Annotated in this window: 19 protein-coding genes and 1 tRNA gene; 7 read left to right on the top strand and 13 right to left on the bottom strand. The window is 62.2% G+C overall.

All coding sequences use genetic code 11. The features are described 5' to 3' along the window. The first annotated feature begins 200 nt into the window (after positions 1–200). Positions 201–2,300, top strand: a complete 2,100-nt coding sequence (locus D1Y85_RS06675) for a M3 family metallopeptidase (protein ID WP_124150266.1) — start codon at positions 201–203, stop codon at positions 2,298–2,300. A 72-nt stretch (positions 2,301–2,372) separates the two neighbouring features. On the opposite strand, the gene D1Y85_RS06670 is transcribed toward D1Y85_RS06675, so the two are convergent. Both D1Y85_RS06670 and dinB read right to left on the bottom strand, forming a co-directional pair. Further along, positions 2,373–3,659 (bottom strand): amidohydrolase family protein, encoded by a 1,287-nt coding sequence (locus D1Y85_RS06670; RefSeq protein ID WP_124150265.1) that lies wholly within the window; start codon positions 3,657–3,659, stop codon positions 2,373–2,375. Between the two features lie 65 nt (positions 3,660–3,724). Then, on the bottom strand, positions 3,725–4,915 hold the full coding sequence (gene dinB, locus D1Y85_RS06665) for a DNA polymerase IV (protein WP_124150264.1): 1,191 nt from the start codon (positions 4,913–4,915) through the stop codon (positions 3,725–3,727). Positions 4,916–5,025: 110 nt separating this feature from the next. Here dinB and D1Y85_RS06660 point away from each other — a divergent pair, with 110 nt between their 5' ends. After that, entirely contained in the window at positions 5,026–5,721 is a 696-nt protein-coding gene (locus tag D1Y85_RS06660) for an aspartate/glutamate racemase family protein (RefSeq protein ID WP_124150263.1), read from the top strand. A 60-nt stretch (positions 5,722–5,781) separates the two neighbouring features. Here D1Y85_RS06660 and D1Y85_RS06655 read toward each other — a convergent pair whose 3' ends face one another. Both D1Y85_RS06655 and D1Y85_RS06650 read right to left on the bottom strand, forming a co-directional pair. Beyond that, positions 5,782–7,401: a tetratricopeptide repeat protein gene (locus D1Y85_RS06655; RefSeq protein ID WP_246024809.1), complete on the bottom strand. Its 1,620-nt coding sequence runs from the start codon at positions 7,399–7,401 to the stop codon at positions 5,782–5,784. 221 nt (positions 7,402–7,622) lie between these two features. Continuing rightward, positions 7,623–9,740, bottom strand: a complete 2,118-nt coding sequence (locus tag D1Y85_RS06650; protein ID WP_124150262.1) for a S8 family serine peptidase — start codon at positions 9,738–9,740, stop codon at positions 7,623–7,625. Positions 9,741–10,192: 452 nt separating this feature from the next. On the opposite strand from D1Y85_RS06650, the gene D1Y85_RS06645 reads away from it, so the two are divergent. Next, entirely contained in the window at positions 10,193–10,843 is a 651-nt protein-coding gene (locus D1Y85_RS06645) for a pyridoxamine 5'-phosphate oxidase family protein (RefSeq protein ID WP_124150261.1), read from the top strand. Between the two features lie 88 nt (positions 10,844–10,931). Next, on the top strand, positions 10,932–11,414 hold the full coding sequence (locus tag D1Y85_RS06640) for a carboxymuconolactone decarboxylase family protein (RefSeq protein WP_246024808.1): 483 nt from the start codon (positions 10,932–10,934) through the stop codon (positions 11,412–11,414). 123 nt (positions 11,415–11,537) lie between these two features. Here the strand turns inward: D1Y85_RS06640 and D1Y85_RS06635 are convergent. Next, positions 11,538–11,614: transfer RNA gene (locus D1Y85_RS06635), tRNA-Met, on the bottom strand. A gap of 148 nt (positions 11,615–11,762) precedes the next feature. Further along, positions 11,763–12,293: a PadR family transcriptional regulator gene (locus D1Y85_RS06630; RefSeq protein WP_124150260.1), complete on the bottom strand. Its 531-nt coding sequence runs from the start codon at positions 12,291–12,293 to the stop codon at positions 11,763–11,765. A gap of 272 nt (positions 12,294–12,565) precedes the next feature. On the opposite strand from D1Y85_RS06630, the gene D1Y85_RS06625 reads away from it, so the two are divergent. Together D1Y85_RS06625 and xth are read left to right on the top strand one after the other, a co-directional pair. Next, on the top strand, positions 12,566–13,540 hold the full coding sequence (locus D1Y85_RS06625) for an NAD(P)H-dependent flavin oxidoreductase (RefSeq protein ID WP_124150259.1): 975 nt from the start codon (positions 12,566–12,568) through the stop codon (positions 13,538–13,540). Positions 13,541–13,642: 102 nt separating this feature from the next. Next, entirely contained in the window at positions 13,643–14,428 is a 786-nt protein-coding gene (gene xth, locus D1Y85_RS06620) for an exodeoxyribonuclease III (protein ID WP_124150258.1), read from the top strand. A gap of 4 nt (positions 14,429–14,432) precedes the next feature. Here xth and D1Y85_RS06615 read toward each other — a convergent pair whose 3' ends face one another. The 4 genes from D1Y85_RS06615 to glnA form a co-directional block, all read right to left on the bottom strand. Then, a complete protein-coding gene (locus tag D1Y85_RS06615) occupies positions 14,433–16,514 on the bottom strand; it encodes a prolyl oligopeptidase family serine peptidase (RefSeq protein WP_124150257.1) in 2,082 nt (693 codons plus the stop codon). 125 nt (positions 16,515–16,639) lie between these two features. Beyond that, complete coding sequence (gene ntrC / locus D1Y85_RS06610) at positions 16,640–18,166, bottom strand: nitrogen regulation protein NR(I) (RefSeq protein ID WP_124150256.1); 1,527 nt, start codon at positions 18,164–18,166, stop codon at positions 16,640–16,642. A 45-nt stretch (positions 18,167–18,211) separates the two neighbouring features. Next, positions 18,212–19,354 (bottom strand): nitrogen regulation protein NR(II), encoded by a 1,143-nt coding sequence (gene glnL / locus D1Y85_RS06605; RefSeq protein WP_124150255.1) that lies wholly within the window; start codon positions 19,352–19,354, stop codon positions 18,212–18,214. Between the two features lie 205 nt (positions 19,355–19,559). Then, positions 19,560–20,975 carry a type I glutamate--ammonia ligase gene (gene glnA, locus D1Y85_RS06600; protein WP_124150254.1) on the bottom strand — a complete coding sequence of 472 codons (1,416 nt, stop codon included), beginning with the start codon at positions 20,973–20,975 and terminating at the stop codon, positions 19,560–19,562. Between the two features lie 730 nt (positions 20,976–21,705). Between glnA and D1Y85_RS06595 the strand changes: the two genes are divergently transcribed. Next, entirely contained in the window at positions 21,706–22,170 is a 465-nt protein-coding gene (locus D1Y85_RS06595; protein ID WP_124150253.1) for a rhodanese-like domain-containing protein, read from the top strand. A 216-nt stretch (positions 22,171–22,386) separates the two neighbouring features. On the opposite strand, the gene D1Y85_RS06590 is transcribed toward D1Y85_RS06595, so the two are convergent. The 3 genes from D1Y85_RS06590 to D1Y85_RS06580 form a co-directional block, all read right to left on the bottom strand. After that, positions 22,387–23,196, bottom strand: a complete 810-nt coding sequence (locus tag D1Y85_RS06590; protein ID WP_124150252.1) for a competence/damage-inducible protein A — start codon at positions 23,194–23,196, stop codon at positions 22,387–22,389. A gap of 32 nt (positions 23,197–23,228) precedes the next feature. Beyond that, positions 23,229–24,050: an EI24 domain-containing protein gene (locus D1Y85_RS06585; RefSeq protein ID WP_124150251.1), complete on the bottom strand. Its 822-nt coding sequence runs from the start codon at positions 24,048–24,050 to the stop codon at positions 23,229–23,231. A 166-nt stretch (positions 24,051–24,216) separates the two neighbouring features. Next, positions 24,217–25,248, bottom strand: a complete 1,032-nt coding sequence (locus D1Y85_RS06580) for a sterol desaturase family protein (protein WP_246024807.1) — start codon at positions 25,246–25,248, stop codon at positions 24,217–24,219. Between the last annotated feature and the right edge of the window lie 28 nt (positions 25,249–25,276).

Below are 25,276 nucleotides of genomic sequence, written 5' to 3'. Positions count from 1 at the left end.
GTTGCAGTAGGATCGCCAGAGACAGCAAATCGCCGTCGCACCCCGACATCTGTTAATTTTGCAGGCATTGCCCGGTTGGAAAGCGCGCACCGCGCCCCAATAAACGAACAATCGGGGTCCGCGCGCCGCATCGACGCATCGATGCACACTCGCCGGACTCCTTCATCTCGAATCGCGACAGACAGGACACAGGACGCATCATGGCTACTACTCCCTCCGATAATCCGCTGCTCGACTTCACCGGCCTGCCGCGCTTCGGCGAAATTCGCCCCGAACACGTGACGCCTGCGCTCGACGTGCTGCTCGCCGATGCACGTGCTGCCGTTGACCGCGCCGCCCAGCCGATGACGCCCGCGCAATGGAACGACGTGGTCGAACCCGTCGAGCGCGCCAGCGAGCCGCTCTCGCGCGCCTGGGGCGTAGTCGGCCATCTGAACGCCGTAGCCGATACGCCGGAACTGCGCGCCGTCTACGGTGAGAACCTGCCGCGCGTGACCGAGTTCTGGTCGAGCGTCGGTCAGAATCTCGCGCTCTATGAGAAGTACAAGGGCATCACCACGCACAACTCGTTCGAACTGCTTTCGGGCGAGCGCAAGAAGATCCTCGACAATTCGTTGCGCGACTTCCGCCTGTCCGGCGCCGAGCTTCCCGAAGACCAGAAGCCGCGTTTCGCCGAGTTGCAGGAACGCCAGGCAGCGCTCGCGAAGGCGTTCTCCGATCACGTGCTCGACGCGACCAACGGCTACGCGTTCTACGCCACGAGCGACGCGGAACTGGCCGGCCTGCCCGAAGACGTGATCGCGGCCGCGCGTGAAGCCGCCGAACGCGACGACAAGGAAGGCTGGAAGTTCACGCTGCATTTCCCGTCGTATTTTCCGGTGCTGCAGTATTCGGAATACCGCGCGATGCGCGAAACGATGTACCGCGCGTATGTCACGCGCGCATCGGAACTCGGCCCGGTTTATGGCGGCGGCAACGCTGAGTGGGACAACACCGAAATCGTCGCCGAGCAGTTGAAGCTGCGCGCCGAAGAAGCGAAGATGCTCGGCTACAGCAACTTCGCCGAAGTCTCGCTCACGCCGAAGATGGCGGAGTCGCCGCAACAGGTGATGAGCTTCCTCGAAGACCTCGCGACGCGCGCGCGCCCGCACGCCGAAAAGGACTGGGAAGAGCTGCGCGAATTCGCAGCGAACGAGCTGGGTCTCGCGCAGATAGAGCCGTGGGACATGGCCTTCGCCGCCGAGCGCCTTCGGCAGAAGCGCTACTCGTTCTCCGAAAACGAAGTGAAGCAGTACTTCCCCGAAGACTTCGTGCTGCGGGGACTCTTCAAGGTCACGGAGGCGCTCTTCGGCGTTCGCATCCGCGACGACAGCGCGCCCGTGTGGCATCCGGACGTGCGTTTTTTCCGCGTGGAAAACACCGACGGCACGCTCGTCGCGCAGTTCTATCTCGACCTTTACGCACGCGAAGGCAAGCGCGGCGGCGCGTGGATGGACGACGCGCGCTCGCGCCGCAAACTCGAAGGCAACGGGGTGCAGACGCCGGTCGCGTATCTCACCTGCAATTTCTCCGCGCCAGTCGGTGGCAAGCCCGCGTGCTTCACGCACGACGAAGTCATCACGCTGTTCCATGAATTCGGCCACGGCCTGCATCACATGCTCACGCGAGTGGACGAACTTGCCGTGTCGGGCATCAACGGTGTCGAGTGGGATGCCGTCGAACTGCCCTCGCAGTTCATGGAAAACTTCTGCTGGGAGTGGGACGTGCTGCGCGAAATGAGTTCGCATGTCGACACGGCTAAACCGCTGCCGCGCGAACTGTTCGACAAGATGCTCGCAGCGAAGAACTTCCAGAGCGGCCTTGGCACGCTGCGCCAGATCGTGTTCTCGATGTTCGACATGGCGCTGCACGTCGACTTCGAAGCATCGGCGGGCAAGAGCGTGAACGACCTCGCGCGCGAAATCAACGCGCGCTATCACGTCATCCCGCAGGCTGCGTTCTCGCGCTGGCCGAACACGTTCAGCCATATTTTCGCGGGTGGCTACGCGGCGGGTTACTACAGCTACAAGTGGGCCGAAGTGCTTTCCGCCGATGCCTATGCCGCATTCGAGGAAGCGGCGCAGGCGGCAAAGTCGAGCGTGCTCGACGCGGCTACCGGCACGCGCTATCGCAAGGAGATTCTGGAAGTGGGCGGCAGCCGCCCGGCGATGGAATCGTTCAAGGCGTTCCGCGGACGCGAGCCAAGCATCGACGCACTGCTGCGTCACAACGGTATGGAAGAGCCGCCGGCGCAGCACTGATCGGGTGTAGCTCGACCTGAAAACGAACCGCGCACGGGCTTGCCCCCTGCGCGGTTTTTTCTGTGTGCCGGGCTAGCGATGCAGCCTGAAATCGACGCTTGCGGGCCGCCCCTCAAGCGCGAGCGCCGAGCGCTGCGCGGGCTGACGGCTCACCACCCTGCCCCGGCTCACCACGGCGAGTCGCGTCGCACGCAGACGGATCGCCTCGACAGGATCGCGCGCATCGAGCACGACGCAATTCGCCGCGCAGCCGGGCGCGATGCCATATCCTTCAAGGCCGAGAATCTTCGCCGGATTCACGGTGACCGCATCAAAGCACGCACGGGATGCAGCCACGCCGGTCATCTGCGCGACGTGCAACCCCATCTGTGCGACCTCCAGCATGTCGCCCGAACCGAAGCTGTACCACGGGTCCATCACGCAGTCGTGGCCGAATGCAACGTCGATGCCCGCGGCCATCAGCTCGGGGACGCGCGTCATGCCCCGCCGCTTCGGATAGGTGTCCGAACGACCTTGCAGCGTGATGTTGATAAGCGGATTCGCGATTGCCGCAACGCCGGCCTCACGCATCAGCGGCAGTAGCTTGCTCACGTAGTAGTTGTCCATCGAATGCATCGACGTGAGATGCGAGCCCGCGACGCGGCCAGCCAGACCGAGCCGGTACGTTTGCGCGGCGAGCGTTTCGATGTGGCGCGAGAGCGGATCGTCGGACTCGTCACAATGCATGTCCACGCGCAGGCCCTTTTGGGCCGCGAATTCGCAAAGCAGCCGCACGGATTCGGCGCCGTCGGCCATCGTGCGTTCGAAGTGCGGAATCCCGCCCACGACGTCGACGCCCATCGCGATCGCGCGTTTAAGGTTATCGAACGCGCCGGCGCTGCGTAGCAAACCGTCTTGCGGAAACGCCACCAGTTGCAGGTCGAGATACGGCGCGACGCGGCGTTTGACCTCCAGCAGCGCCTCGACGGCCAGGAGCCGTTCGTCGCAGACATCCACATGACTGCGGATCGCGAGCAGCCCGCGCGCGACGGCCCAGTCGCAGTACTCCAGCGCGCGATCGACCAGCGCCTCCTGCGTGAGATGCGGTTTAAGTTCGCCCCACAGCGCGATGCCCTCGAGCAGCGTCCCCGACGCGTTCACGCGCGGCAGGCCATACGAGAGCGTGGCGTCCATGTGAAAGTGCGCGTCCACGAATGGCGCCATGACAAGCGCGCCCGCAGCGTCGATCTCCTCGCGCGCCTGCGCCACCAGTTGCGGCTCGACGGCGGCGATACGGCCCGCGTCGATACCGATGTCGACCGTGGGATGGCTATCGGGATGTCCATGCGCGAGCACGGCGCGGCGGATGATCAGGTCCATGAACGGCTCCTCCTCGTTGCGCCGATTCTATCGGCGCCGGAAAAGCAACGCCAGCGCGACGCCGCCTATGCATCGGGTTCGAGAGCGTCCTCGTCGGGATCCTTGTCGAACAGCGCAAACTGGCCACGCAAGGCCGGCTTGTCCTCCTCGAGCCGCACGCCCACACCGAGCAGACGCACCGCCTGCTTGCGCCGCGCGAGGCCCTTTTCGAGCAGCGCCAGGAACGTCGGCAGATCGGTCGCATCGCCGACACACTCGACCGTCGTGCGCTCGAAATTCGCGAAGCGGACCTTCACAAAAAGCTTGCGCACCGCGTGTGCGCAGCCTGCCCGTTCGATGCGCGCGTCGAGCTGCATGGCGAGCAGCTTGAGCGCATCGCTGCACGCTTCGAGCGTGAGCAGATCGTTCACGTAGGTCGTCTCGACGCTAACCGATTTGCGCTCCTGGTCCGCCAGTACGGGACGCTCGTCCTGACCGCGCGACAGTTCGTAGAGGCGCTTGCCGAACACACCGAACTGGCGGTGCAGATCGATCAGCGACCAGGTGCGCAACTGCGCGCACGTCGAAAGCCCGAGTTTTTCGAGTTTCGCAGCAGTGACCTTGCCGACACCATGAATCTTGCGCACCGGCAGCGCGGCCACGAACGCATCGACCTCGTGCGGACGCACGACGAAAAGGCCGTCCGGCTTGTTCCAGTCGGAGGCGATCTTCGCGATGAACTTGTTCGGCGCGACGCCCGCCGAGACCGTCACGCCCACCGTCGCTCGCACGCGTTCGCGGATCTCCTGCGCGATCAGCGTCGCACTGCCCTTGCAGCGCGTGGTGTGCGTGACGTCGAGATAGGCCTCGTCGAGCGAGAGCGGCTCCACGTGAGGCGTGTAGTCGCGATAGATCGCCATGATCTGCCGCGATGCGACGCGATACTTTTCCATCGCCGTGGGCAAGATCAGCAAATCCGGACACTTGCGCATCGCCATCGCCGACGACATCGCCGAATGAATGCCAAAGCGCCGTGCCTCGTAATTGCACGTCGCGATGACTCCGCGCTGGTCGGGCCGACCGCCGACCGCAAGCGGACGCCCGCGCAACGACGGATCGTCGCGCATTTCGACCGATGCGTAGAAACAGTCGCAGTCGCAGTGAATGATCTTGCGAGTGGCGCTGTTTGCGTCTGACTTCGACGAGGCGGAAGATGGCGCGTTCAAAGTGACAATACTGTACAAAAATACAGTGTTTTTATCAAGAGAACTGTCCATGATCTGCCCCTGATCCGTACCGCCAAGGTGACGGCATTCCGTACCTGTTCAGGGTCGGATGCGCGCCTATACTGGGCCGGTCGATGATAGTTGCGAAACGGGGAGCGATCATGAAGACGATCGGCGTGATTGGCGGGATGAGCTGGGAATCGTCCGCCGAGTATTACCGGCTACTGAACCGCTACGCCAAGACGCGTCTTGGCGGGCACCATAACGCGCGAAGCCTGATGTTGACCGTCGATTTCGCCGACATTGAGGAACACCAGCGTGCGGGAACGTGGGACGCGCTCGGCGTACAGATGGCCGAGGCCGCCACGCAACTCGAACGCGGTGGCGCGGAAATCGTGCTGCTCGCGACGAATACGATGCATCGCGTGTGCGCATCGATCGAAGCCGCGATTTCGATTCCGTTTTTGCATATCGCCGATCCGACCGGAGCGGCACTCAAGGCGGCCGGCGTGACGCGTGCGGGCCTGCTCGGCACACGCTACACGATGGAGCAGGACTTCTACGTGGGACGCCTGCGCGGCCACCACGGCATCGAAGCGGTGGCGCCCGGCGAGCGCGATCGCGCGGACGTGCATCGCATCATCTACGAAGAGCTATGTCACGGCGTCGTGACAGCGCAGTCGCGGAACGTCTATCAGCGCGTAATCGAAGACCTGAAGGCGCGCGGGGCGCAAGCCGTAATCCTCGGTTGCACGGAAATCACGCTGCTAATCGGCCCCGACGATTCGGCGTTGCCGGTGTTCGATACCACCGCGCTGCATGCGCAGGCGGCAGTCGATTGGGCGCTCGCCGGATAAAACACGGGCCCATCTGGTTTTTCACCGCGCGTCGCGCTGCGCGGCCACGCACGTTCAAATTCACACCGTGGGTTTGGGAAGACACGCAAGCGCATTGGCAACGCGCCCTACCACTTCATCCCAGTTACCCGGCTCGATTTGACGGAACAGACGTGCGCGCGGATACCACGGAGAGTCGTCCCGGTCGCATAGCCAGCGCCAGCACGAGTCATAGCGCGACAGGATCCAGACAGGCTTGTTCAGCGCACCTGCAAGGTGTGCGATCGATGTATCGACGGTAATCACCAGATCGAGGCATTCGACGATCGCTGCGGTGTCCGCGAAATCCTGAACATCGTCCATCAGGTCAAGCGGCCGTACATCTCGCGGAAGCTCGTGAATCTGCCGCTGTGCCGTTTCGCCCTTTTGCAGGCTGACGAAGGTCACGCCCGGCGTCTGCAGGATGGGCACGAACATTCGCGACGACATGGAGCGGCGCTGGTCAACTGCATTTGACGCAGGCGTGTGCAGGCGCGGATTTCCTGCCCAGACCAGACCGACCTTGAAGCCTCCGGAGGGCAATCTGCGCTTCCACTCTGTCGCCAGACCCTCAGGAGGACGAAGATAAGGCATCGTTGCCGGAATGGTCTCAACGGTCGTGCCGAAGAAGTACGGCAAACTCATGACGAAACACCAATGGTCGTGCCGCGGAATATGCGACTTTCCGTCCATCGGATAAACAGCATCAACGCCTTCGAGACTGCCGAACAAGCGCTGCAGCACGGGTGGACAAACGATCCCTAACTGATCTGCACCGCTCGCTTTTAGCAGCGGCAGATAACGGCAGAATTGAAGGACGTCCCCGTAGCCCTGCTCCGGCCAGACTAGCAGCGATTTCCCGGCAAGCGGCTCACCGCGCCATCTCGGCCAGGGTACGCGAGGAGCCTCAGTAAAATGCGTGCCCATAGCCGCGTCGTGACGTGATTCATACAACGCCCAGCCTTCCTTGTATTCCCCGATACTTAACAGTGAGTGCGCCAGATTCGCCTTTGCGGCCACATATCCGGGCCGTAATGCCAACGCCTGACGGTATGCGGCGATAGACTCCGACGTCCGGCCTTGTTGCCGCAGTGAGTTTCCCAGGTTGTTGTAAGCCTCGGGGGTCGTATCGTCGAGGGATAGTGCGCGCCGGATCGCAACCTCGGCCTCATCTGGCCTGTTCAGTTCCAGCAATAGCAGACCCAGGTTGTTATAGGCGTCCCGGAAATCTGGTTTGAGTCTAATCGCCTCGCGGTATTCCTTTTCCGCCTGGGCAAGGCGCTTGAGCTTCCAGAGTACGAGCCCGTAGCTGTTATGCGCACGCGCATCGGCTGGCGCAATTTCCAGCGCCGCCAGCAAGATCGATTCGGCCTCCGGTTCGCGATGTTGAGCTTTCAAGACGATTCCGAGATTCGTCATGACGTCCGGCGAGTCTGGTCTCAAGTTCAGGGCCCGCCGGTAAGCCTGCTCGGCCAGCACAACCTGACTGCCGGCGTAGAACCAGCAACCCAGGTTGTTGAAGGCCACGGCAAGATCGATTCCGGCGTCACCTCCTGTCCGCTCACTCTCCATCTCTGCCTGTTCCTGAACGTTATGCAGGCAGATGGCGGCAAGCTCCAGCGCCTCAACGTGCAGCGGTTCCGAAACAAGAAGATTCGTCACGCGAGATAGCGCCTCGCGATACCGACCCGACTTCTCGATGACCTTGCAGGCCTCGTAGTCCAAAACGTGTAGGTGATCTGGTTCCGCCATATTCACAGAGGCGCGTAATGTGTTATGAACTCAACGGTTGAATCGACGACTTCGCAACGAAAGCGACTTTGAAGGGCAGTCCCCCGATACGCATGTACGTGTCAAGGGGCATGCTGACGTTTTGGCAAACGTCAAGATGAATAGCTCATGGTCACCGTTCCGGAGTTTCTCGATACTCCGGTCAGTATTCCATAGTAATCGCCTGCTGGAGGATTGTTGACCGTGCAAGTCAGTGGTCCGGCACCATATGTCCTGCAAGCAGGATTTGTACTTGTCGGGGAGTCCTTCAAATACATGAAGGCCGTCTGATCAGGTGCTGCAAAGGTCGTTTTAATCGTCACGCTCTTTACGCCAGACGGGAGCTTGATTCTCAAATAAGTCATATCGTTCGGGAATTTATCGAACGTTTTCGGCACACCTGCCGACAGGTCCACGACAGGCGGTAGCGGAACATTAACTGGGCGGGCGTAGGTACTTGTTTTGCCATTCGCGTCGGTCACGGTAAGCCTGACAGTGTATAACCCGGCGTATTCGTAATTGTTATAAGGGGTAACGGAAACAGACCTCACAAGATCCGCTGGGTACGCCGGTTCTCCAAAATTCCACGACCAGGTTTTAATCGGCACACCGCCTCGCGCTGTCGATCGATCCGTGCATGTAACTTGCATCAGGTTCTCCGCCTCTACGCAGGTGAAGTCCGCCGCGACCGGAATGACACCACTTTTGGCCACCGCAACCGTCTTTTCCGCATCCAGGATTCCTGGGCCCAGGACGCGGTCGGGAGGCGCGGCGAACGGCTGCGCACTCTGCTGCAGGAGCGCGCGGAACTCCGCAACGCTCAGCGACTTTGGCAGCACCGCCTGTGCCAGTGCGACGACGCCGCTCACCATCGGGACCGACATTGACGTACCCGACATATATGAATAGCTTTCGGCGGCCGGCAACCCGGTTCCACTGTTGAAAGTCGACCAGATGTCGCCTGCCGGAGCCGCGATATCAACGCCGGCTCCATAATTCGAGGAGACCCAGCTTCCATAGGTGGCATCGCTGCCACTGACGGCAATGACGTTTCGACAATTGGCCGGCTGCCACTGTGCGACATCCTCCTTGCTGTTGCCCGCCGCGGCCACCACGATGGCACCTTTACTCGTGGCGAAGTCAATCACGTTCTGCATCGTCTGCGAGCACGTACTTCTCTGAGCCAGGCTGAGATTGATCACGGTCGCGGGATTAGCGTTGACTGGAACGCCAGGCAGTGTGCCGCCGACGGCCCAGGTGATGCCGTCGGCCACGTCCGCCAACGAACCGGTTCCGCATGTACCTAACGACCTCACTGGCAGAATTTTTGCCTCGGGTGCTACCCCTGCGACGCCAACGCCGTTATTCGTCTGCGCCGCGGCAATACCTGCAACGTGCGTGCCGTGCCACGGAATTCCACACGATCCGCTTGATAGCCCGGGATCGAAACCGCCCGGTGACGGTGCAACACCCATGATCATGTATCCCGGCACCAGATTCGCACTCAAATCGCTGTGATTCGTGACACCCGTGTCAACAATTCCGATGATCGATCCGCGGCCTTTCGTTATATCCCATGCTCCCTCCGCACGAATGCCCGGGGATGTCTTATCGGTCAGGTTGGACTTCAAAAACCACTGCCTGAAATAGTAGGGATCATTGGGTGCCGACTGGATCGTCATCTCAACATCCGGTTCAACATATTCAACATCCGGATCCGACGCGATGGCGCGCATGAACGCGTTGGCATCGCTGGCGTTCAACTTTCGTTCGGTTGTGACGACATCGGAACCGATGCCCAGGCGACGATGGTGATTTGCTTTGGCGGGAAAGGCCGACCTCAGTCTGGCCAGTTTCGATCCAACCGCGGAAGTATCCTTGCCTTCAGGGCTGCTTGCCTTGTACTTGACGATAAAGCGGTCGGTTGTCGACTGGTCTTGCACCGTGATCGCGCGCATTTTCATGGCGATTTCCGGCGAGACGTTTTCCGATGCCGCGGCATTCGTTGCCGCTACTACTTCCGCGGAATCAGCTTCAGCGCTAGCGCCAATCGCATCTGCACCGGAAGTTTCGCCGTTTTGGCCACTTCCTCCGCAAGCCGCAATGGTTAGCGGCAGAATAACCGACACGACGCAACGCAGGAGTGTTGGTACTTTTATTGATATCACGTCCATTCCTTCATTTTTTAATCGATTTAGTAATTCGCAGTCCGATTTATTGTTTATAAACAAACACCACTCGAACGCTGTTCGATACAGAATTGAAATTGCGCTCCGCTTGCCTGCGGACTCCACCGCGCAGAAAACACGACCAACCCGACAGCTTGCTCGACAACGATTACGCTATATTTAGCTCATTCGAGATATATTCCAGCTACACTGGCACCAAGAGGTATAGGACTCCTCCGAATTCATCGCGAAGCGTGGCTAACGTGACTACTCAACCAGTCAGCGTTCATATTCTGAGGGAATAATGTGGTTCGATATTGACAACAGCCAGGTCGGGCCACCGTGGGTAGGCGGCTAACGACACTGGCGATGTATCTCAGCAATGTATTCGGATTGCGACTAGATCGGTACGAATTTGTCCCGATTCGTGGCCCTATCCTTTGACGACCATGTGGACCTACTCATGGGGCCACGCTCGTTCTATGCTGCCAGTCAATTCATCGCCGGATCAGACCATGCAAGCAACCACGCCAGCCAGTGACCGAACGCGTATCCGCCGTATTGCCGAACGTGGCCAGTACGACAGGGAAATGCTCGATACCATTCTCGACGCAACGCATCTCTGCCATCTTTCATTCGCCGATGAGCGAGGCGCGCACTGCATTCCCATGGCCTGCTGGCGAACGGGTGATTATCTCTATGTGCATGGCTCGAACGGCAGCCGGCTGCTGAAAGTGGCGTCAGCAGGCGCGCAGGTCTGCATCGGTGTGACCCATCTGGATGGCCTGGTACTAGCCCGGTCGGCGTTTAATCATTCAATGAACTATCGAAGTGCGGTGATCTACGGCGAATTCGAACGCGTTCCTGAGCATGAAAAGGCATCTGCGCTCGATGCATTCATGGAATCGATCGCGCCGGGGCGTTCTGCCGAAGTACGTGGAGGCAACGAGAAAGAACTGGCGGCAACCACTGTGCTGCGTATCGCACTCGACGAATTCGCGTGCAAGGTCCGCACTGGTGGTCCGGAAGATGATCCCAAAGATCTGGATCGTCCGGTCTGGGCCGGGGTATTGCCGCTCGCGATGACGCCACAAGCGCCCGAACCCGATGGGGAGACGGCGAATGCGCCTGCGTACGTCCGTAACTGGTGCTGCGGTGACGCTTGAGCGAAACGTGCTCATCCCGGGAAGGCGCACAGCGATGGGTTAAGCGGATTAAAGCGCCACCGTTTCGTTAATGACATGCGAGGGCATCATGTCCACTTCAAGCAATCTGTCCATCGACGCGGTTTCGCCCCGCATGACCTGGACGACCTTCGAGCAGTCTGTTCCAGGTGCCGTCGCGGCATTGCGCAGCCTGGGGCAGGCAGTCAACGATACAGGGCTGGATAAACGGCTGATCGAGCTGGTCAAGATCCGCGTGTCGCAAATCAACGGCTGCGCGTATTGCCTCAAATTGCATCTGGACTGGGCTCGTCAAGCGGGCGTGCCTGAGATGCAGCTCGATCTCGTCGCAGCATGGCGTGACGTGGGGTGTTTCGATTCGCGGGAGCGCGCGGCGCTTGCCTGGGCCGAGAGCCTCACTTGCATGATGTCGCAGCACGTGGGCGACGAGGCATTTGAGCATGCGCGACAACAGTTCTCGGAAACCGAACTAGCCGCGCTGACAACCGCCGTTGCGACGATCAATGCGTGGAATCGCATCGCTGGCTCTTTGAGGTTTGCGATGCCGGGGTGATCTGCGGACTTACGACAACGACGGCTCGGCGACCAACGTTTGACGTGCCTCAGACGGTACTCGAGCGCCAGAAAGCACAAAGGGCTACAGGCAAATGCACTGTAACCCTTTGATTTGATTCGCTGGTTGCGGGGGTAGGATTTGAACCTACGACCTTCGGGTTATGAGCCCGACGAGCTGCCAGACTGCTCCACCCCGCGTCCGTTAGAGAAAGAAGTATAGGGTATTGCAGCGCTTACGTCAAACATATTTCTCGATACCGAGCAAAAGCGCCAACATGCTGCGAACCCGCGCGTCAAACAAGTGACCGATCAAATCTCATCCATCGCGGGCGAGCTTTAATCAGCACTACAGATTGAGCAGCGGCGCCACGTCCTCGGCCCATTCGAGCCACGTCTCATGCGCGCGTATCCCCGCCTTCAGGATCGCGTACTGCAATTGCTGCCCACGCGTAAGCGATGCCGCGCCGAAGTCGCGCATCTCGATCTCGCGATACAGAACGAGCCGTGCCCGGTTCTCCTCGATCAGGCGCAGCAGTTCGTCGCCGAGCCCCAGCGGACCGACTACCGCATCGGCGCGCAGCTTCAGCAAGAACGCATTGCGGTCGTCGCGTCCGAGCGGCGTCTCGCGAGCCCAACGCCTCACCTCTTCCCGCCCGACCGGCAGCACGCAATAAACCTTCTTGCGCGGCGCAGCTGCAGCCTCCTCTTCAGCGACAGCGACCCACCCCGCCTCCACCATACGGCCGAGTTCACGGTAGATCTGCTGATGCGTGGCGTGCCAGAAGTAGCCAATTGCGCGATCGAAGCGCCGCGCGAGGTCGTAACCGCTGGACGGTTTCTCCAGCAGGGCAATCAGGATGGCATGGGGCGTCGACATGCGGCGATTCTAAACCACGCCTGCACCCCGTCCCCCTCAGGAATCACCTGAACGCTGACACTATGCAACCAGTTGCATAGTGTCAGCCGGTTTGCTATGTTTTGCACTGCCGAGCCGCCGTGCGCCGCACCGTGGCCCGGGTTTCCTTTCCAGCAGATGCAACCCCAAACACGACAGCGCCCGGATCCGGCCGCCGTCCCGCTTACTTAACACTTAACATGTGACCAGAGCACGTGCTGAAGCACCCACTCTGGTCGAATCAGGAGTCAGGAATGTCCCTGCCCGCCGTGCTGCGCCGCGGTCTGTCGATTCCGGTCGTCGGCTCGCCGCTCTTCATCATTTCGAATCCCGATCTCGTCATCGCGCAGTGCAAGGCCGGTGTGGTCGGTTCGTTCCCCGCGCTCAACGCGCGGTCCGAGCATGTCCTCGGCGAATGGCTTGACCGCATCACGACCGAACTCGCGCAATACAACGCCAGGCACCCCGACAACCCCGCCGCACCGTTCGCGGTGAACCAGATTGTCCACAAGTCGAACGACCGTCTCGAGCACGATCTGGGCGTCTGCGCCGAGTACAAGGTGCCGATCGTCATCACGTCGCTCGGTGCGCGCGAGGAAGTCAATCACGCCGTGCATGCGTGGGGCGGCATCGTGCTGCACGACGTCATCAACAACAGGTTCGCGAAGAAGGCCATTGAAAAGGGGGCCGACGGCCTCATCGCCGTCGCTGCGGGCGCAGGCGGCCACGCTGGCACACTCTCGCCGTTCGCGCTGATTCACGAGATCCGCGAATGGTTCGATGGTCCGCTGCTGCTCTCGGGCGCGATCGGCAACGGCAACGCGATTCTCGCCGCACAGGCCGCCGGCGCGGATCTCGCGTACGTCGGTTCGGCGTTCATCGCAACGAATGAAGCGAATGCCGTCGACGCGTACAAGCAGATGATCGTCGACAGCAATGCGGGCGATATCGTCTACTCGAATCTCTTCACCGGCGTGCACGGCAACTATCTGCGTCAGAGCATCGTCGCGAGCGGGCTCGACCCGGACGCGCTGCCTGTGTCCGATCCCTCCACGATGAGCTTCGGCTCGAATCGCGTGAAGCCGTGGAAGGACATCTGGGGCTCGGGTCAGGGTATCGGCGCGGTCAAAGGCGTCGTGCCGGCGGCCGAGTTGATCGCCCGCCTGAAACGCGAGTACGACGCGGCGCGTGCGCGCCTCGGCGTCGCCGCCGCTACGGCTGAGGCCTGAACGAGGCTCGCTCCGGCTGCACGATGCGGTTCATAATGACGCGTCGTGCGCGCCCGTCGTCGCGGCGCGCGTCCTCTTTGTCGCAAGCCGATCGAGCCTCATATGAAAATCGCCACCTGGAACGTCAATTCGCTGAAGGTCCGCCTGCAGCACGTCATCGACTGGCTCAAGGAGAGCCAGACCGACGTGCTGTGCCTTCAGGAACTGAAGCTCCCTAACGAAAAATTCCCGGGCGCGGAACTCGAAGCAGCGGGCTACCGCAGCTGGTTCGCCGGTCAAAAGACCTATAACGGCGTCGGGATTCTCGTGCGCGATGGCCTCGTCGTCGACGAAGCGACGGTCGTGCGCAACATCCCCGGTTTCGAGGATCCGCAGCAGCGCATGATCGCCACGACGATCGGCGACGTGCGCGTCGTGAGCGCGTACTTTCCCAACGGCCAGGCGCCCGGCACCGAGAAATTCGCCTACAAGCTGGACTGGCTGAACGCGATGCACGACTGGCTCGCGCAGGAAATGCAGCGCTATCCGAAACTCGCGCTGCTAGGCGACTACAACATCGCCCCCGAAGATCGCGACGTGCACGATCCCAAAGCCTGGGAAGGCCAGAACCTCGTCTCGCCGGAGGAGCGCGCACAGTTCGCACGGCTGATCGAACTGGGTTTCGTCGATGCTTTCCGCCAGTTCGAGCAGCCCGAAAAAACCTTCACGTGGTGGGATTACCGCATGTTCGCGTTCCGTCGCAACGCCGGCCTGCGGATCGATCACATCCTGCTCTCGCCCGCGCTCGCGCCGCTGTGCAAATCGGTTGAGGTCGACAAGACGCCGCGCAAGTGGGAGCAGCCTTCGGATCACACGCCGGTCATCGCCCAGCTCGACGTCGCGTCCTGAGTCCTCACCACGTTCCGGCGAGCGTGGTCCACAGGAAACGGAACACGAGCGCGTCGTATTCGGCGCGTTCCAGCGCATCGCTGCCTGGCCCGTGACCGCCTTCCGTATTCTCCAGATACCAGACGTTCGCATGCCCCTGCTCCTGCATGCGTGCGACCATCTTGCGTGCGTGGCCGGGATGCACCCGGTCATCGCTCGTCGAAGTCGTGAAAAGTGACGGCGGATACGCCACGCCGTCCTTCACGCGCTGATACGGCGAGTACGCGGCCAGCGCACGCGCTTGCGCCTCGTCCTCGGGATCGCCGTATTCGTCGAGCCACGATGCACCCGCGTGCAACAGCGGATAGCGCTGCATGTCGAGCAGCGGCACCTCGCACACCACCGCGCCGAACAGTTCGGGCCGCTGCACCATACAAGCGGCGACCAGCAGCCCGCCGTTGCTGCCACCCTTGATGCCGAGTTGCTCAGCGCTCGTGAATCCTTGCGCGACGAGTTGCTCTGCGACGGCGATGAAATCATCGAACGAACGCTGCCGGCGCTCGCGCTGCGCCTCGACGTGCCAGGCCGTGCCATACTCGCCGCCACCGCGAATATGCGCGACCACGACGATCCCGCCCTGCTCCAGCCAGCCGATCCCCGAGCTCACGAGATACTGCGGCGTAAGTGCGATTGCGAAGCCGCCGTAACCGGTCAAGAGGCACGGTGCGCGCTTGCGAGCGTCCTCCTCGATCACATCGCGCGGGCCGATCACCGTGAACGGCACACGCGTGCCATCCGCCGACTGCGCGTGCGAGCGGATCACGGCGAGCGGCGCGGCGTCGAACTGGGTAGGCCAGCGATCGATTAGTTCCCAGTCCTGAAGATTCGTCTTCGCGATATCGGCGAACCAGTATTCGGGCGGTTGGAGATAATCGTCGACGTCGACGAACACTTCGTCGTCGAGTGTGTCTTCAACCGGCGACACGTCCACCTGCGATGTCGCGCGCGCCGGAAATGTGCGCGAACTCCAGGATCGAACACCATCGTCGGACGGCGGTTCCCACAACATCGTGCGGCTTTGCACATCGTCGAGCCACGAGACCACGAGATAGTTCTTCGTATTGGTCCAGTCACACGCGGACGTGACGCGCGTCGGCGTGAAGAGCGCTGTCATGGTGCGATCGCCGGCAAGGAACGCACTCTCGCGGATCGCGAGCAGCGCACCGCCCGGATGCGTGAGCCCCGCACACGTCCAGTCGAGACGCGGCTCGAGCAGCAGCCAGCCGTGCCACGCACCGACCGCGACATGCGACGGCAGGTCGTACTGCCGCCATTCGCCCTTGTCGTCGAGCCAGTAGTTGTACGCATCGAAGAAGTCGACGCTGCGCACGATGTCGTGACGCCGCTCGACGGGATCGTAGTCGGCTTCAACGCTGATATCGCCAAACTCGCCGCGGAACACGACGGGCGCATCGGCGAGCCGCGCACCGCGCGTCCAGCGACGCACCTCACGCGGATAACCCGAACGCGTGAGCGTCCTGCGCCCGTTGTCCCAGCCGACATAGACGGTATCGCGGTCGATCCACGAGATCGTGTGCTTGCCCTCTTTCGGAATCGCGAAACCACCATCCACGAACACGCGCCGCTCGATGTCAAACTCGCGGACGATCACGGCATCTGCGCCGCCGTCCGAGAGCTGGATCAGCGCGCGGTCGCCGTCCGGATAGAGGATGTCGATGCCCGCGCAGACCCACGGCACGTCCTCGGCATCGCCGAGCGCGTCGAAATCGATCAGCGTCTGCCACTGCGCCTTGCCCGCGCGCCAGTCGGCCCACGGCGCACGGCGCCACAGACCCTTGGGGTTGTCTTCGTCTTCCCAGAGATCGTAGGCCCACTGTTGCCAGCGGCTCGGGATCACAGGACGCACGCGCGGAAGATACGCCTCGCCAAGACGCTTCTGCAGCGCGTCAAAGCGAGCACCGCCCTGCCATGCGGAACGCGTGCGCGCGTTCTGTTGATCGACCCATGCGCTTGCGTCGGGGTCGTCGAGCGATTCGAGTGAAAGAAAGGGATCGGCCTCGGCGGGCCAGACGGAATTCACGGACATGATCGATTGCGAGCAGGGAAACAGCGTCGATTATGCCCTGAGCGCGCGATCGTACATCAATCGGCACATGAATCGGCGCGCCGATCCGGTCGTCGACCCGGACCGATGCGCCAGCTTCACGCCAGTCACTCCAGATTCAGTTCCTGGATCTTGCGCGTGATGGTGTTGCGCCCGATGCCGAGGCGCTCTGCCGCCTCGACCTTGCGGCCACGAGTGAAGTCGAGTGCCTCGCGGATTACGGCGGCCTCGAAGCGGCGCGAGAGTTCGTCCATGACGTCCGCGCTGTTTTCACGCAACAACCTGGCGACTTCGGTACGCAGACCCGCCTCCCACACGGCGACCACAGCGGCCGCATGGGGGGCCGCGCCCGACGCCGCATGCGCGAACGACGTGGTCCCGTTTGCACCGTTGCCGGCCGGCAATGCACCGCCGGACACCGCAAGGCCGACAGCGTCACTGTGCAGCACCATCGCGCCCGCTTCGTCCGACGCGCTGTGCGCGGGCACGAGATCCGGCGGCAGATCCTTGACCTCGATGGTCTGCGCGGGCGCCATCACGGTCAGCCAGTTCGCCAGATTCTCCAGTTGCCGCACGTTGCCCGGAAACGGCAGCGACGACATAAAAGCGAGCGCTTCCTCGGACACGCGCTTGGGTTCGACGCCCAGTTCGCGCGCACTCTTCTGCAGGAAGTGGCGCGTGAGCAGCGGAATGTCTTCGCTGCGCTCGCGCAAGGCCGGTAAACGCAGACGGATCACGTTGAGGCGGTGATACAGGTCCTCGCGGAACAGGCCCTGTCGCACGCGCGTTTCGAGATTCTGGTGCGTCGCCGCGATCACACGCACGTTCGCGCGCAGCGGGTTGTGTCCGCCCACACGATAGAACTGCCCGTCGGACAGGACGCGTAGCAGACGCGTCTGCAGATCGAACGGCATGTCGCCGATTTCGTCGAGAAACAGCGTGCCGTTCTCGGCCTGCTCGAAGCGCCCCTGGCGCATCGCCTGCGCACCCGTGAACGCGCCGCGCTCGTGGCCGAACAGTTCAGATTCCAGAAGATCCTTCGGGATGGCCGCGGTGTTGAGCGCAATGAATGGACCGTTCGCGCGTGGGCTATGGCGGTGCAGCGCACGCGCCACAAGCTCTTTTCCGGTGCCGGACTCGCCCGTGATGAGTACGGTCGCCGCCGAATGCGAGAGCCGCCCGATTGCCCGGAACATGTCCTGCATGGCTGGCGCCTGGCCGAGCATCTCGGGCGCTTCGGCGGGACGCTCATCCAGCGGATGCTCGCCGCGCACGCTTTCGTCCACGGCGCGGCGGATCAGCTCGACCGCGCGGTCGACGTCGAAGGGCTTGGCGAGATATTCGAACGCACCGCCCTGGAACGCCGCCACCGCGCTGTCGAGATCGGAGAACGCGGTCATGATGATGACGGGCAGCCCCGGCTGGCGCTCGCGCACCGTCTGCAGCAATTCGAGCCCCGAGCCGCCCGGCATCCGGATATCGGACACGAGGACCTGCGGACTGTCGTGGTCGAGCGCGCTCGCGGCCTCGCGCACCGTCGAGAAGCTGCGGGTAGCGAAATTCTCGCGGGCAAGTGCCTTTTCCAGCACCCAGCGAATCGACTGGTCGTCGTCTACTATCCAGATCGGCTTCATAAGATCGGTCAGAAATCCTGTTGACGTGCAAGCGGTATCAGTAGATCAATAGTCGAGCGGAAGCAGGATCTGAAACTCCGTATGGCCCGGACGGCTGTCCACTTCGATCAGCCCGTCGTGCTGTTGCACGAAGTTCTGGGCGAGCGTGAGACCCAGACCCGTACCGTCTTCGCGCCCCGACACGAGCGGATAGAAGATGCGGTCACGGATGTCCTCGGGAATGCCGGGCCCGTTGTCGGTGATATGCAAATCCAGTGCCAGCTTGCACAGGCGTTTCGCGATCGTGACCTTGCGCGCGACGCGCGTGCGGATTTCGATGCGCGCATCGCCCTGCGAAATGCGTTCGCGCAGCGCCTGCGCCGCGTTGCGCATGATGTTGAGCAGCGCCTGGATCAGTTGCTCCTTGTCGCCGCGCAGGTCGGGCACGCTCACGTCGTAGTCGCGCTCGATCGTGAGGCCGCGCGGGAATTCCGCGAGGATCAGCGCGCGCACGCGTTCGCACACCTCGTGAATATTCACGTCACCGACGATATGCGGATGCCGGTGCGGCTCAAGCAACCGGTCGACGAGCGTCTGCAGCCGGTCCGACTCCTTGATGATGACCTGCGTGTACTCGCGCAGGTCATCGCGATTGAGCGTGCCCAGTTCGAATTCGAGCAACTGCGCGGCGCCGCGAATCCCGCCGAGCGGATTCTTGATCTCGTGCGCGAGGTTGCGGATCAGATGCTTGTTGACGGTCGTGAGGTCGTGGATGCGCTCCTCACGGTCGCTCTTCAGGTGCCGCTCGATCTCGAACAGTTCGAGCAGCACGTAGTCAGGCGCGCTCTCCAGAAAGCCGACGATCACATGCACGTGCAGCGGCTCGCGGCCCGGGCGTTCGAGCGTCGCGTCGAGGTGCGTCGCGTGAAAACGGTGTTCGGCAATCGAGGCGATCGTCGAGACCAGCTCGTCGCCATTCGCGAACAGATCGGGCCACGCCATCTGCGTCAACTGGCGACGCGAGAGATCGAGCATCGCCTCGGCCGAGGGATTCGCAAACGCGACACGCAGCGTGCGTTTGTCGAGCACTAGCACGACCGTCGGCAGCGACTCGAAGCCGGGCAAGAGCGCCGAGCCGACGAGTTGCGCGTCGTCCGAAAGCGGTTCCGCGTGACCCTTCCTGGCCTTGATCAGATTCTTGAGCACCATGTGGCTGTCCGTGGACCCCTACACCGTTACGCACACCGGCAATGTCGATGTCGTTCAAGCACCTCGCGCGAGCGAGGTACAGGCACGACGAACGGCGGAACGAAAAAGGGACGGCGCCGCCGTCCCTTCGTGACCGATCGCGACCCTCGCGCGCATCGAACGAGCGCTTCGCCGCATTCGTAGCAAGCGAAGCGCCATCGTCGAATTACAGCGAGTAGTACAGTTCGAACTCGACCGGGTGGGTGGTCATGCGCACGCGTTGCAGTTCCGTTTCCTTCAGATCGAGGTAAGCATCGATCATGCTGTCGGTGAACACGCCACCGCGCGTCAGGAACTCGCGATCCTTGTCGAGCGCTTCCAGCGCCTGGTCGAGGCCCGCGCAGACGGTCGGGATCTTTGCATCCTCTTCCGGCGGCAGGTCGTACAGGTTCTTGTCGGCGGCTTCGCCCGGGTGGATCTTGTTCTGCACGCCGTCGAGACCCGCCATCATCAGCGCCGAGAAGCACAGGTACGGGTTGGCCATCGGGTCCGGGAAGCGCGTTTCGATACGGCGGCCCTTCGGGTTGCTCACGTGCGGAATGCGGATCGACGCCGAGCGGTTGCGTGCCGAGTAGGCCAGCTTGACCGGAGCTTCGAAGTGCGGCACGAGACGCTTGTACGAGTTCGTCGACGGGTTCGTGATCGCGTTCAGGGCACGGGCGTGCTTGATGATGCCGCCGATGTAGAACAGCGCGAATTCCGACAGACCTGCGTAGCCGTTACCCGCGAACAGGTTCTGGCCGTCCTTCCAGATCGACTGGTGAACGTGCATGCCCGAACCGTTGTCGCCGACGATCGGCTTCGGCATGAACGTCGCCGTCTTGCCGTACGTGTGCGCAACGTTGTGGATGATGTACTTCATCTGCTGCGTCCAGTCGGCGCGCTCTACGAGCGTCGAGAACTTCGTGCCGATTTCGTTCTGGCCCTGGCCCGCCACTTCGTGGTGGTGCACTTCGACCGGAATGCCGATCTGCTCGAGCAGCAGGCACATTTCCGAACGGATGTCCTGGAACGTGTCGACCGGTGCGACCGGGAAGTAGCCGCCCTTCACGCCCGGACGGTGACCCGTGTTGCCGCCTTCCATTTCCTTGCCCGACGACCACGGTGCTTCATCCGAGCCGATCTTCACGAAGCAGCCCGACATGTCCGTGTTCCACTGGACCGAGTCGAAAATGAAGAATTCGGGTTCCGGACCGAAGAAGGCCGTATCGCCAAGGCCGGTGCTCTTCAGGTAGGCTTCAGCGCGCTTGGCGAGCGAACGCGGGTCGCGTTCGTAGCCCTTGCCGTCCGCCGGTTCGACCACGTCGCAGGTCAGCACGAGCGTCGACTCTTCGTAGAACGGGTCGATGAAAGCGGTGTTCGCATCCGGCACGAGCAGCATGTCCGACGCTTCGATGCCCTTCCAGCCGGCAATCGACGAACCGTCAAACGCATGGCCGCTTTCGAACTTGTCTTCGTCGAAGTGCGAGACCGGCACCGAAACGTGCTGCTCTTTACCGCGCGTGTCGGTGAAACGGAAGTCGACAAACTTGACGTCTTCGTCCTTGACGAGTTGCATGACGTCGGCCACGGATTTGCTCATAACCTATTCTCCTGATTAACAATTTCGGCGAACCTTGCCGCCTTCCCGATTCTGCTGATCCGCACCGGCCAGTACGCTTTGCAGTTACTTAACACCGGCCGCGGTTCGATGGCGACGGATATAGCAGCTTCCGTGCCAGCCGCGCGCTACGACGGAACAAATCCCTTTACCGACGCGGACCTGGAGCAAAAAGTCCGCACGCACGAATGTGATGAATCCGATACGCTCGTCGGTCGAAAGCACCACTTTTGGGCAATCCCGATGTTGGCGCGCGAAACAAGCTCAATTATGGTGCAAGACGCCACTTCTGCACCATTTGGATGCGAGCAACGCCTTTGCGCCATCCTCAACCGACGATGTGCGTACTTTCAATGCAGTCACTCCGGCCGCGGGGAGGTCATTATCCACCGAAGCCGGACGACGGTAACGAAACACGTGCGAAGCAGCCCGTGGCTCTGCGCGGCGCGTATCCGCCCCGGTGTCCTCCGTCCAACCAGATGGACGATGGGCTTATCTGCCTGATGCCCAGTATCCGAATGGCACGGTTAGCTCCTCCTCTTGCACGCGTTACACCGGTCGGTCACCCAGGAAGGCACGATCCTCCGCACCGCTAGCACCGCCGCCAGGACCAGACCGATGATTGACTCCAGCCCATCCGCACCAGGTTGCCCAACCCGGGCGACGCGCTAGAATCATCTTTTGGTCCAACGCGAAACAGGAGTCCGTTGTCATGAGTACGCTCGAACAGTTGTACGCCCAGGCCGACAAGCGCCGCGTCGAAAATCAACTGCCCTACGCGGGTGCAGTGTCGCCAGCCGAGGCGTTCGAGCTTCTTCAGCTCGACCCGCGAGCACGTCTCGTCGACGTGCGTACGCGCGCTGAACTCGACTGGGTGGGCCGTCCTGTCATCGGCGACGGGCAGTACGCCCATGTCGAATGGACCCGCTACCCGGGCGGCGTGCCCAACGCCGAGTTTCTCGCTCAACTACGCGCCGCCGTCGACCCCGACGCCCCCGTCCTGTTCCTGTGCCGCAGCGCGGCACGGTCGAAGCTGGCCGCCTTCGAAGCCGCGAAAATCGGCTTCACGAAGGCCTATGACCTGCTTGAAGGTTTCGAAGGCGACAAGGACAGCCAGGGCCATCGCAAGACAGTGACGGGCTGGTGCTTCCGCGGCCTGCCGTGGATGGGCGCCTGAATACGGCACCGGGATCGTGCGCCGCTCGACGGGCTCGCGCTGAGCGGCGTGTATGACAGCCCGATGATGTGGCCGGGCCACGGCGCATCACCCGGGCCGCAATGAAGCGGACAGGCACGTCCGGCACGCAGCGCAAGCACGCACCGGACGCGCAGGACGTGCCGCCTGAACCCCTGCACACGCCACGTTGCGGCGCTCGCGCACGCCCGACGTGCATCACGCGCCCTGCGGCGGCTCCACGATGTCACCGCCCAGCAGATGCACCCCCTCGCGCAGCTTCACGAACGCCGACGCCACCGCCTCGGGCTCGCCCTTCACGCCCAGATCGATATGCCGCCGCGCGTAAATGCCGCCGCGCTCGGCGTCGCCAACGCTCGGCAGGCTGAACACGCGCACGCCAGGAAAATCCTGCTCGATGCGCTGCATCAGCGGCGTCAGCGTCGATTCCGGAAGCTCAAACACCAGCAGCGACTTCTCCGCGTGCGGCGTCTGATGATGCAGATGCGCGTATTTCGTATCGAGCACCCATTCGATCATCGGCCAGGCCATGACGGGAAACCCAGGTACGAAGTGGTGATCTCGAATCGAAAAGCCGGGGATCTTGTTGTAGCCGTTCGGGATGATCTCCGAGCCCGCCGGGAACGTGCCCATCTGAAAGCGATGCTGGTTCTCAGGTGAGCCGAAATTCACAGGATCGCTGCCTGTATGCATGTCGCGGATACGTTCGCGGATGGCCGCTTCCGCGTCCGGATGCAGCGCGAGCGGCACACCGAGCGCCGCCGCCGCACACTGGCGCGTATGGTCGTCCGGCGTCGCGCCAATGCCGCCGGTCGAGAATACGATGTCGCCGGTCGCAAAGCTGCGCCGCAGCGTGTCGGTGATCCGCTTCGGATCATCGCCAACGTATTCGGCCCATTCGAGTGCGAGCCCGCGCGCACCGAGCAGCTCGATGATCTTCGGCAGATGCTTGTCGCTGCGGCGACCCGAGAGGATCTCATCGCCGATGATGATGACGCCAAATGCCATGTGGGACCTCGTTGCAGTAGCTAGATGAAGGATCAGGGCGTGGCCGGCACATTGTGCGACGCCTCGGCGCGCATGCGCGCAAGCGCTCGCAGGCAGTAGTTGCCGAACCAGAGCGCCGTGAACACAAATATGAACGCGTAGATCCAGATAGTCAGCGCGGCAATCACCGGAAACAGCACTACGAGCCACGCCGACGAAACCCAGATCGCCGTGGGCAGGGAGCCAAAAAGCCCGCACACGATGCCAATCGTGAGTAGCGGCAGCCGGTAGCGCCGCATCAGCGCGCGGCGCTCCTCAGCGCTCGCGTGCAGCGCGAGCGCGTCGTAGGTCATCACGCGGTACGTGAGCCAGCCCCACAGGAGCGGCGGTATCAGCGCGAAGAACGGCGGCACGAGCCACAGCGGAAGCGTGACGATCATGAGCACGATGCAAACGAGCGTGGTCCAGAGCGAATACGCGAGGCTGCCGTACCAGCTTCCACCGCGCCGCATTTCGAGAGACGGGTACTGCCGGCTCGCCAGGTAGCGCATCACGCGCGGCATGGCAAGCGCAACGATTAGCAGCAACACGGACACGACGATCAGCGGAATCGCAACCGCGATCACGACGAGCGGTGCAACGACGGCGCGCATCGGGCCGAAGCCGAGCCAATCGAACAGATGATAGAGCGTCGACGTGAACGCCCAGCTTTCGAGCCAGACGCGGGCGGTGTCGATCAGCGGTTGCCAGAAGACATAAAGCAGGCCGCCCCATACGATCGCCGCCACGAGGAACGGCACGAACGTGAGGAACAGCATGACGGGATGGAACGCGCTGGCAAGCGCGCGTCCGAACGAGCGCAGCAGATCATTCATGCGGGCTGGGAACGGAGACAGGTCGGGTGAAGAACACGAAAACCGCGAATGCTAACGACTATAGCCGCAAGCATAAACCAGCGCACGCGCAGGCGGGTAAAACGGGAAGAACCGGTGCCGCTGCTGCGGCACTGGCCAGGCGGGAAAAGGACAAACGCAGGGAAGCTCAGACGACGGTTGCGTCGTCGTGCGTCTCGATCTCGGCCGTGCGCCCGCGTGCGGTGAGGCGCCCAGCGATCCGGACGAAGGCGAACCATTGCTGCGCCCAGTAGCCCTCGCCGTAATCCACGCCTTCGAGCTGATCGCGAATGCCGGTGGGTTCGATCGCGGGGTTGAACGATGCGCTGCCGAACATCATGTCCCACCACGGAAACAGGACGCCGAAGTTACAGCCATACGTGGTCCCTTCATGGCCGTAGCCTACGGCGTGATGGCGGCGATGAAACCGCGGACTCACGAGAAGACGCTCACCAAGCCAGCCGAAACGCACGCGGATATTGGCGTGCTGGAAGCTCTGCACGAAATTCGTGATCGCGACGAGCACGACATACTGCGCGGGCGGCACACCAATGACGATCGCGATGAGCGCGAACACACTCGCCTGTAGCAGGGCGTCGAGCAGGTGATTGCGGTCGTCGCACCAGAGCGACATCTTGCGCTGGCTATGATGGACCGCGTGCAGTTCCCACCAGATGCCGAAGCGATGTTCGAGCCGGTGATACCAGTAGTTCGCGAAGTCGAGTATGAGCAGATAGATCGCGAACGTCACGAGCGGCTGCGTGGTGACGCCGGGCCAGAGACCGTCGATGTCGACGGTCCTCATGCCATGCAGGTGCAGCCAGCCCTGCAGGCGGTCGAACAACGGCTGGAGCGTAAAGAAGAACAACAGATTCAGGATGCCGAGCCGCGTGATCCAGGTGTAGATCGCGTCGACGCCCACGCCCTTGCGGTCGCGCCACTTCTCCGCGGGCACGAGCACCTCGAGCGGGCGCAGGATCGCGTACATCACACCGACCTCGAGCACGCCGACGATCACCCAATAAAGCGCATCGTAGGTGTCCTCGGCAACGTCCATCATGCCGATGCGATAGAGCAGCGGCTGCAGGGCGTTAGCAAAGACAAACGTCTGCAGCCACGAAACGAAATCGTCAGCGCCGCCCGCGACGCCATGCATGGTCGACGAAAACAACTCGAGCATTCCCCCTACTCCTCCTGGCATCTGATCT

This window comes from Paraburkholderia dinghuensis, from assembly GCF_003837865.1.
Taxonomy (GTDB): Bacteria; Pseudomonadota; Gammaproteobacteria; order Burkholderiales; family Burkholderiaceae; genus Paraburkholderia; species Paraburkholderia dinghuensis.
The sequence above is the reverse complement of the archived record's forward strand: the minus strand, read 5'-3'. Positions and strand labels throughout refer to the sequence as shown.

Bases quoted from the DNA above. Each gene is read 5' to 3' on its own strand.
- D1Y85_RS06675 (WP_124150266.1), top strand. From the start codon at position 201: ATGGCTACTACTCCCTCCGATAATCCGCTGCTCGACTTCACCGGCCTG.
- D1Y85_RS06670 (WP_124150265.1), bottom strand. From the start codon at position 3,659: ATGGACCTGATCATCCGCCGCGCCGTGCTCGCGCATGGACATCCCGAT.
- dinB (WP_124150264.1), bottom strand. From the start codon at position 4,915: ATGGACAGTTCTCTTGATAAAAACACTGTATTTTTGTACAGTATTGTC.
- D1Y85_RS06660 (WP_124150263.1), top strand. From the start codon at position 5,026: ATGAAGACGATCGGCGTGATTGGCGGGATGAGCTGGGAATCGTCCGCC.
- D1Y85_RS06645 (WP_124150261.1), top strand. From the start codon at position 10,193: ATGCAAGCAACCACGCCAGCCAGTGACCGAACGCGTATCCGCCGTATT.
- D1Y85_RS06640 (WP_246024808.1), top strand. From the start codon at position 10,932: ATGTCCACTTCAAGCAATCTGTCCATCGACGCGGTTTCGCCCCGCATG.
- D1Y85_RS06630 (WP_124150260.1), bottom strand. From the start codon at position 12,293: ATGTCGACGCCCCATGCCATCCTGATTGCCCTGCTGGAGAAACCGTCC.
- D1Y85_RS06625 (WP_124150259.1), top strand. From the start codon at position 12,566: ATGTCCCTGCCCGCCGTGCTGCGCCGCGGTCTGTCGATTCCGGTCGTC.
- xth (WP_124150258.1), top strand. From the start codon at position 13,643: ATGAAAATCGCCACCTGGAACGTCAATTCGCTGAAGGTCCGCCTGCAG.
- D1Y85_RS06615 (WP_124150257.1), bottom strand. From the start codon at position 16,514: ATGTCCGTGAATTCCGTCTGGCCCGCCGAGGCCGATCCCTTTCTTTCA.
- ntrC (WP_124150256.1), bottom strand. From the start codon at position 18,166: ATGAAGCCGATCTGGATAGTAGACGACGACCAGTCGATTCGCTGGGTG.
- glnL (WP_124150255.1), bottom strand. From the start codon at position 19,354: ATGGTGCTCAAGAATCTGATCAAGGCCAGGAAGGGTCACGCGGAACCG.
- glnA (WP_124150254.1), bottom strand. From the start codon at position 20,975: ATGAGCAAATCCGTGGCCGACGTCATGCAACTCGTCAAGGACGAAGAC.
- D1Y85_RS06595 (WP_124150253.1), top strand. From the start codon at position 21,706: ATGAGTACGCTCGAACAGTTGTACGCCCAGGCCGACAAGCGCCGCGTC.
- D1Y85_RS06590 (WP_124150252.1), bottom strand. From the start codon at position 23,196: ATGGCATTTGGCGTCATCATCATCGGCGATGAGATCCTCTCGGGTCGC.
- D1Y85_RS06585 (WP_124150251.1), bottom strand. From the start codon at position 24,050: ATGAATGATCTGCTGCGCTCGTTCGGACGCGCGCTTGCCAGCGCGTTC.
- D1Y85_RS06580 (WP_246024807.1), bottom strand. From the start codon at position 25,248: ATGCTCGAGTTGTTTTCGTCGACCATGCATGGCGTCGCGGGCGGCGCT.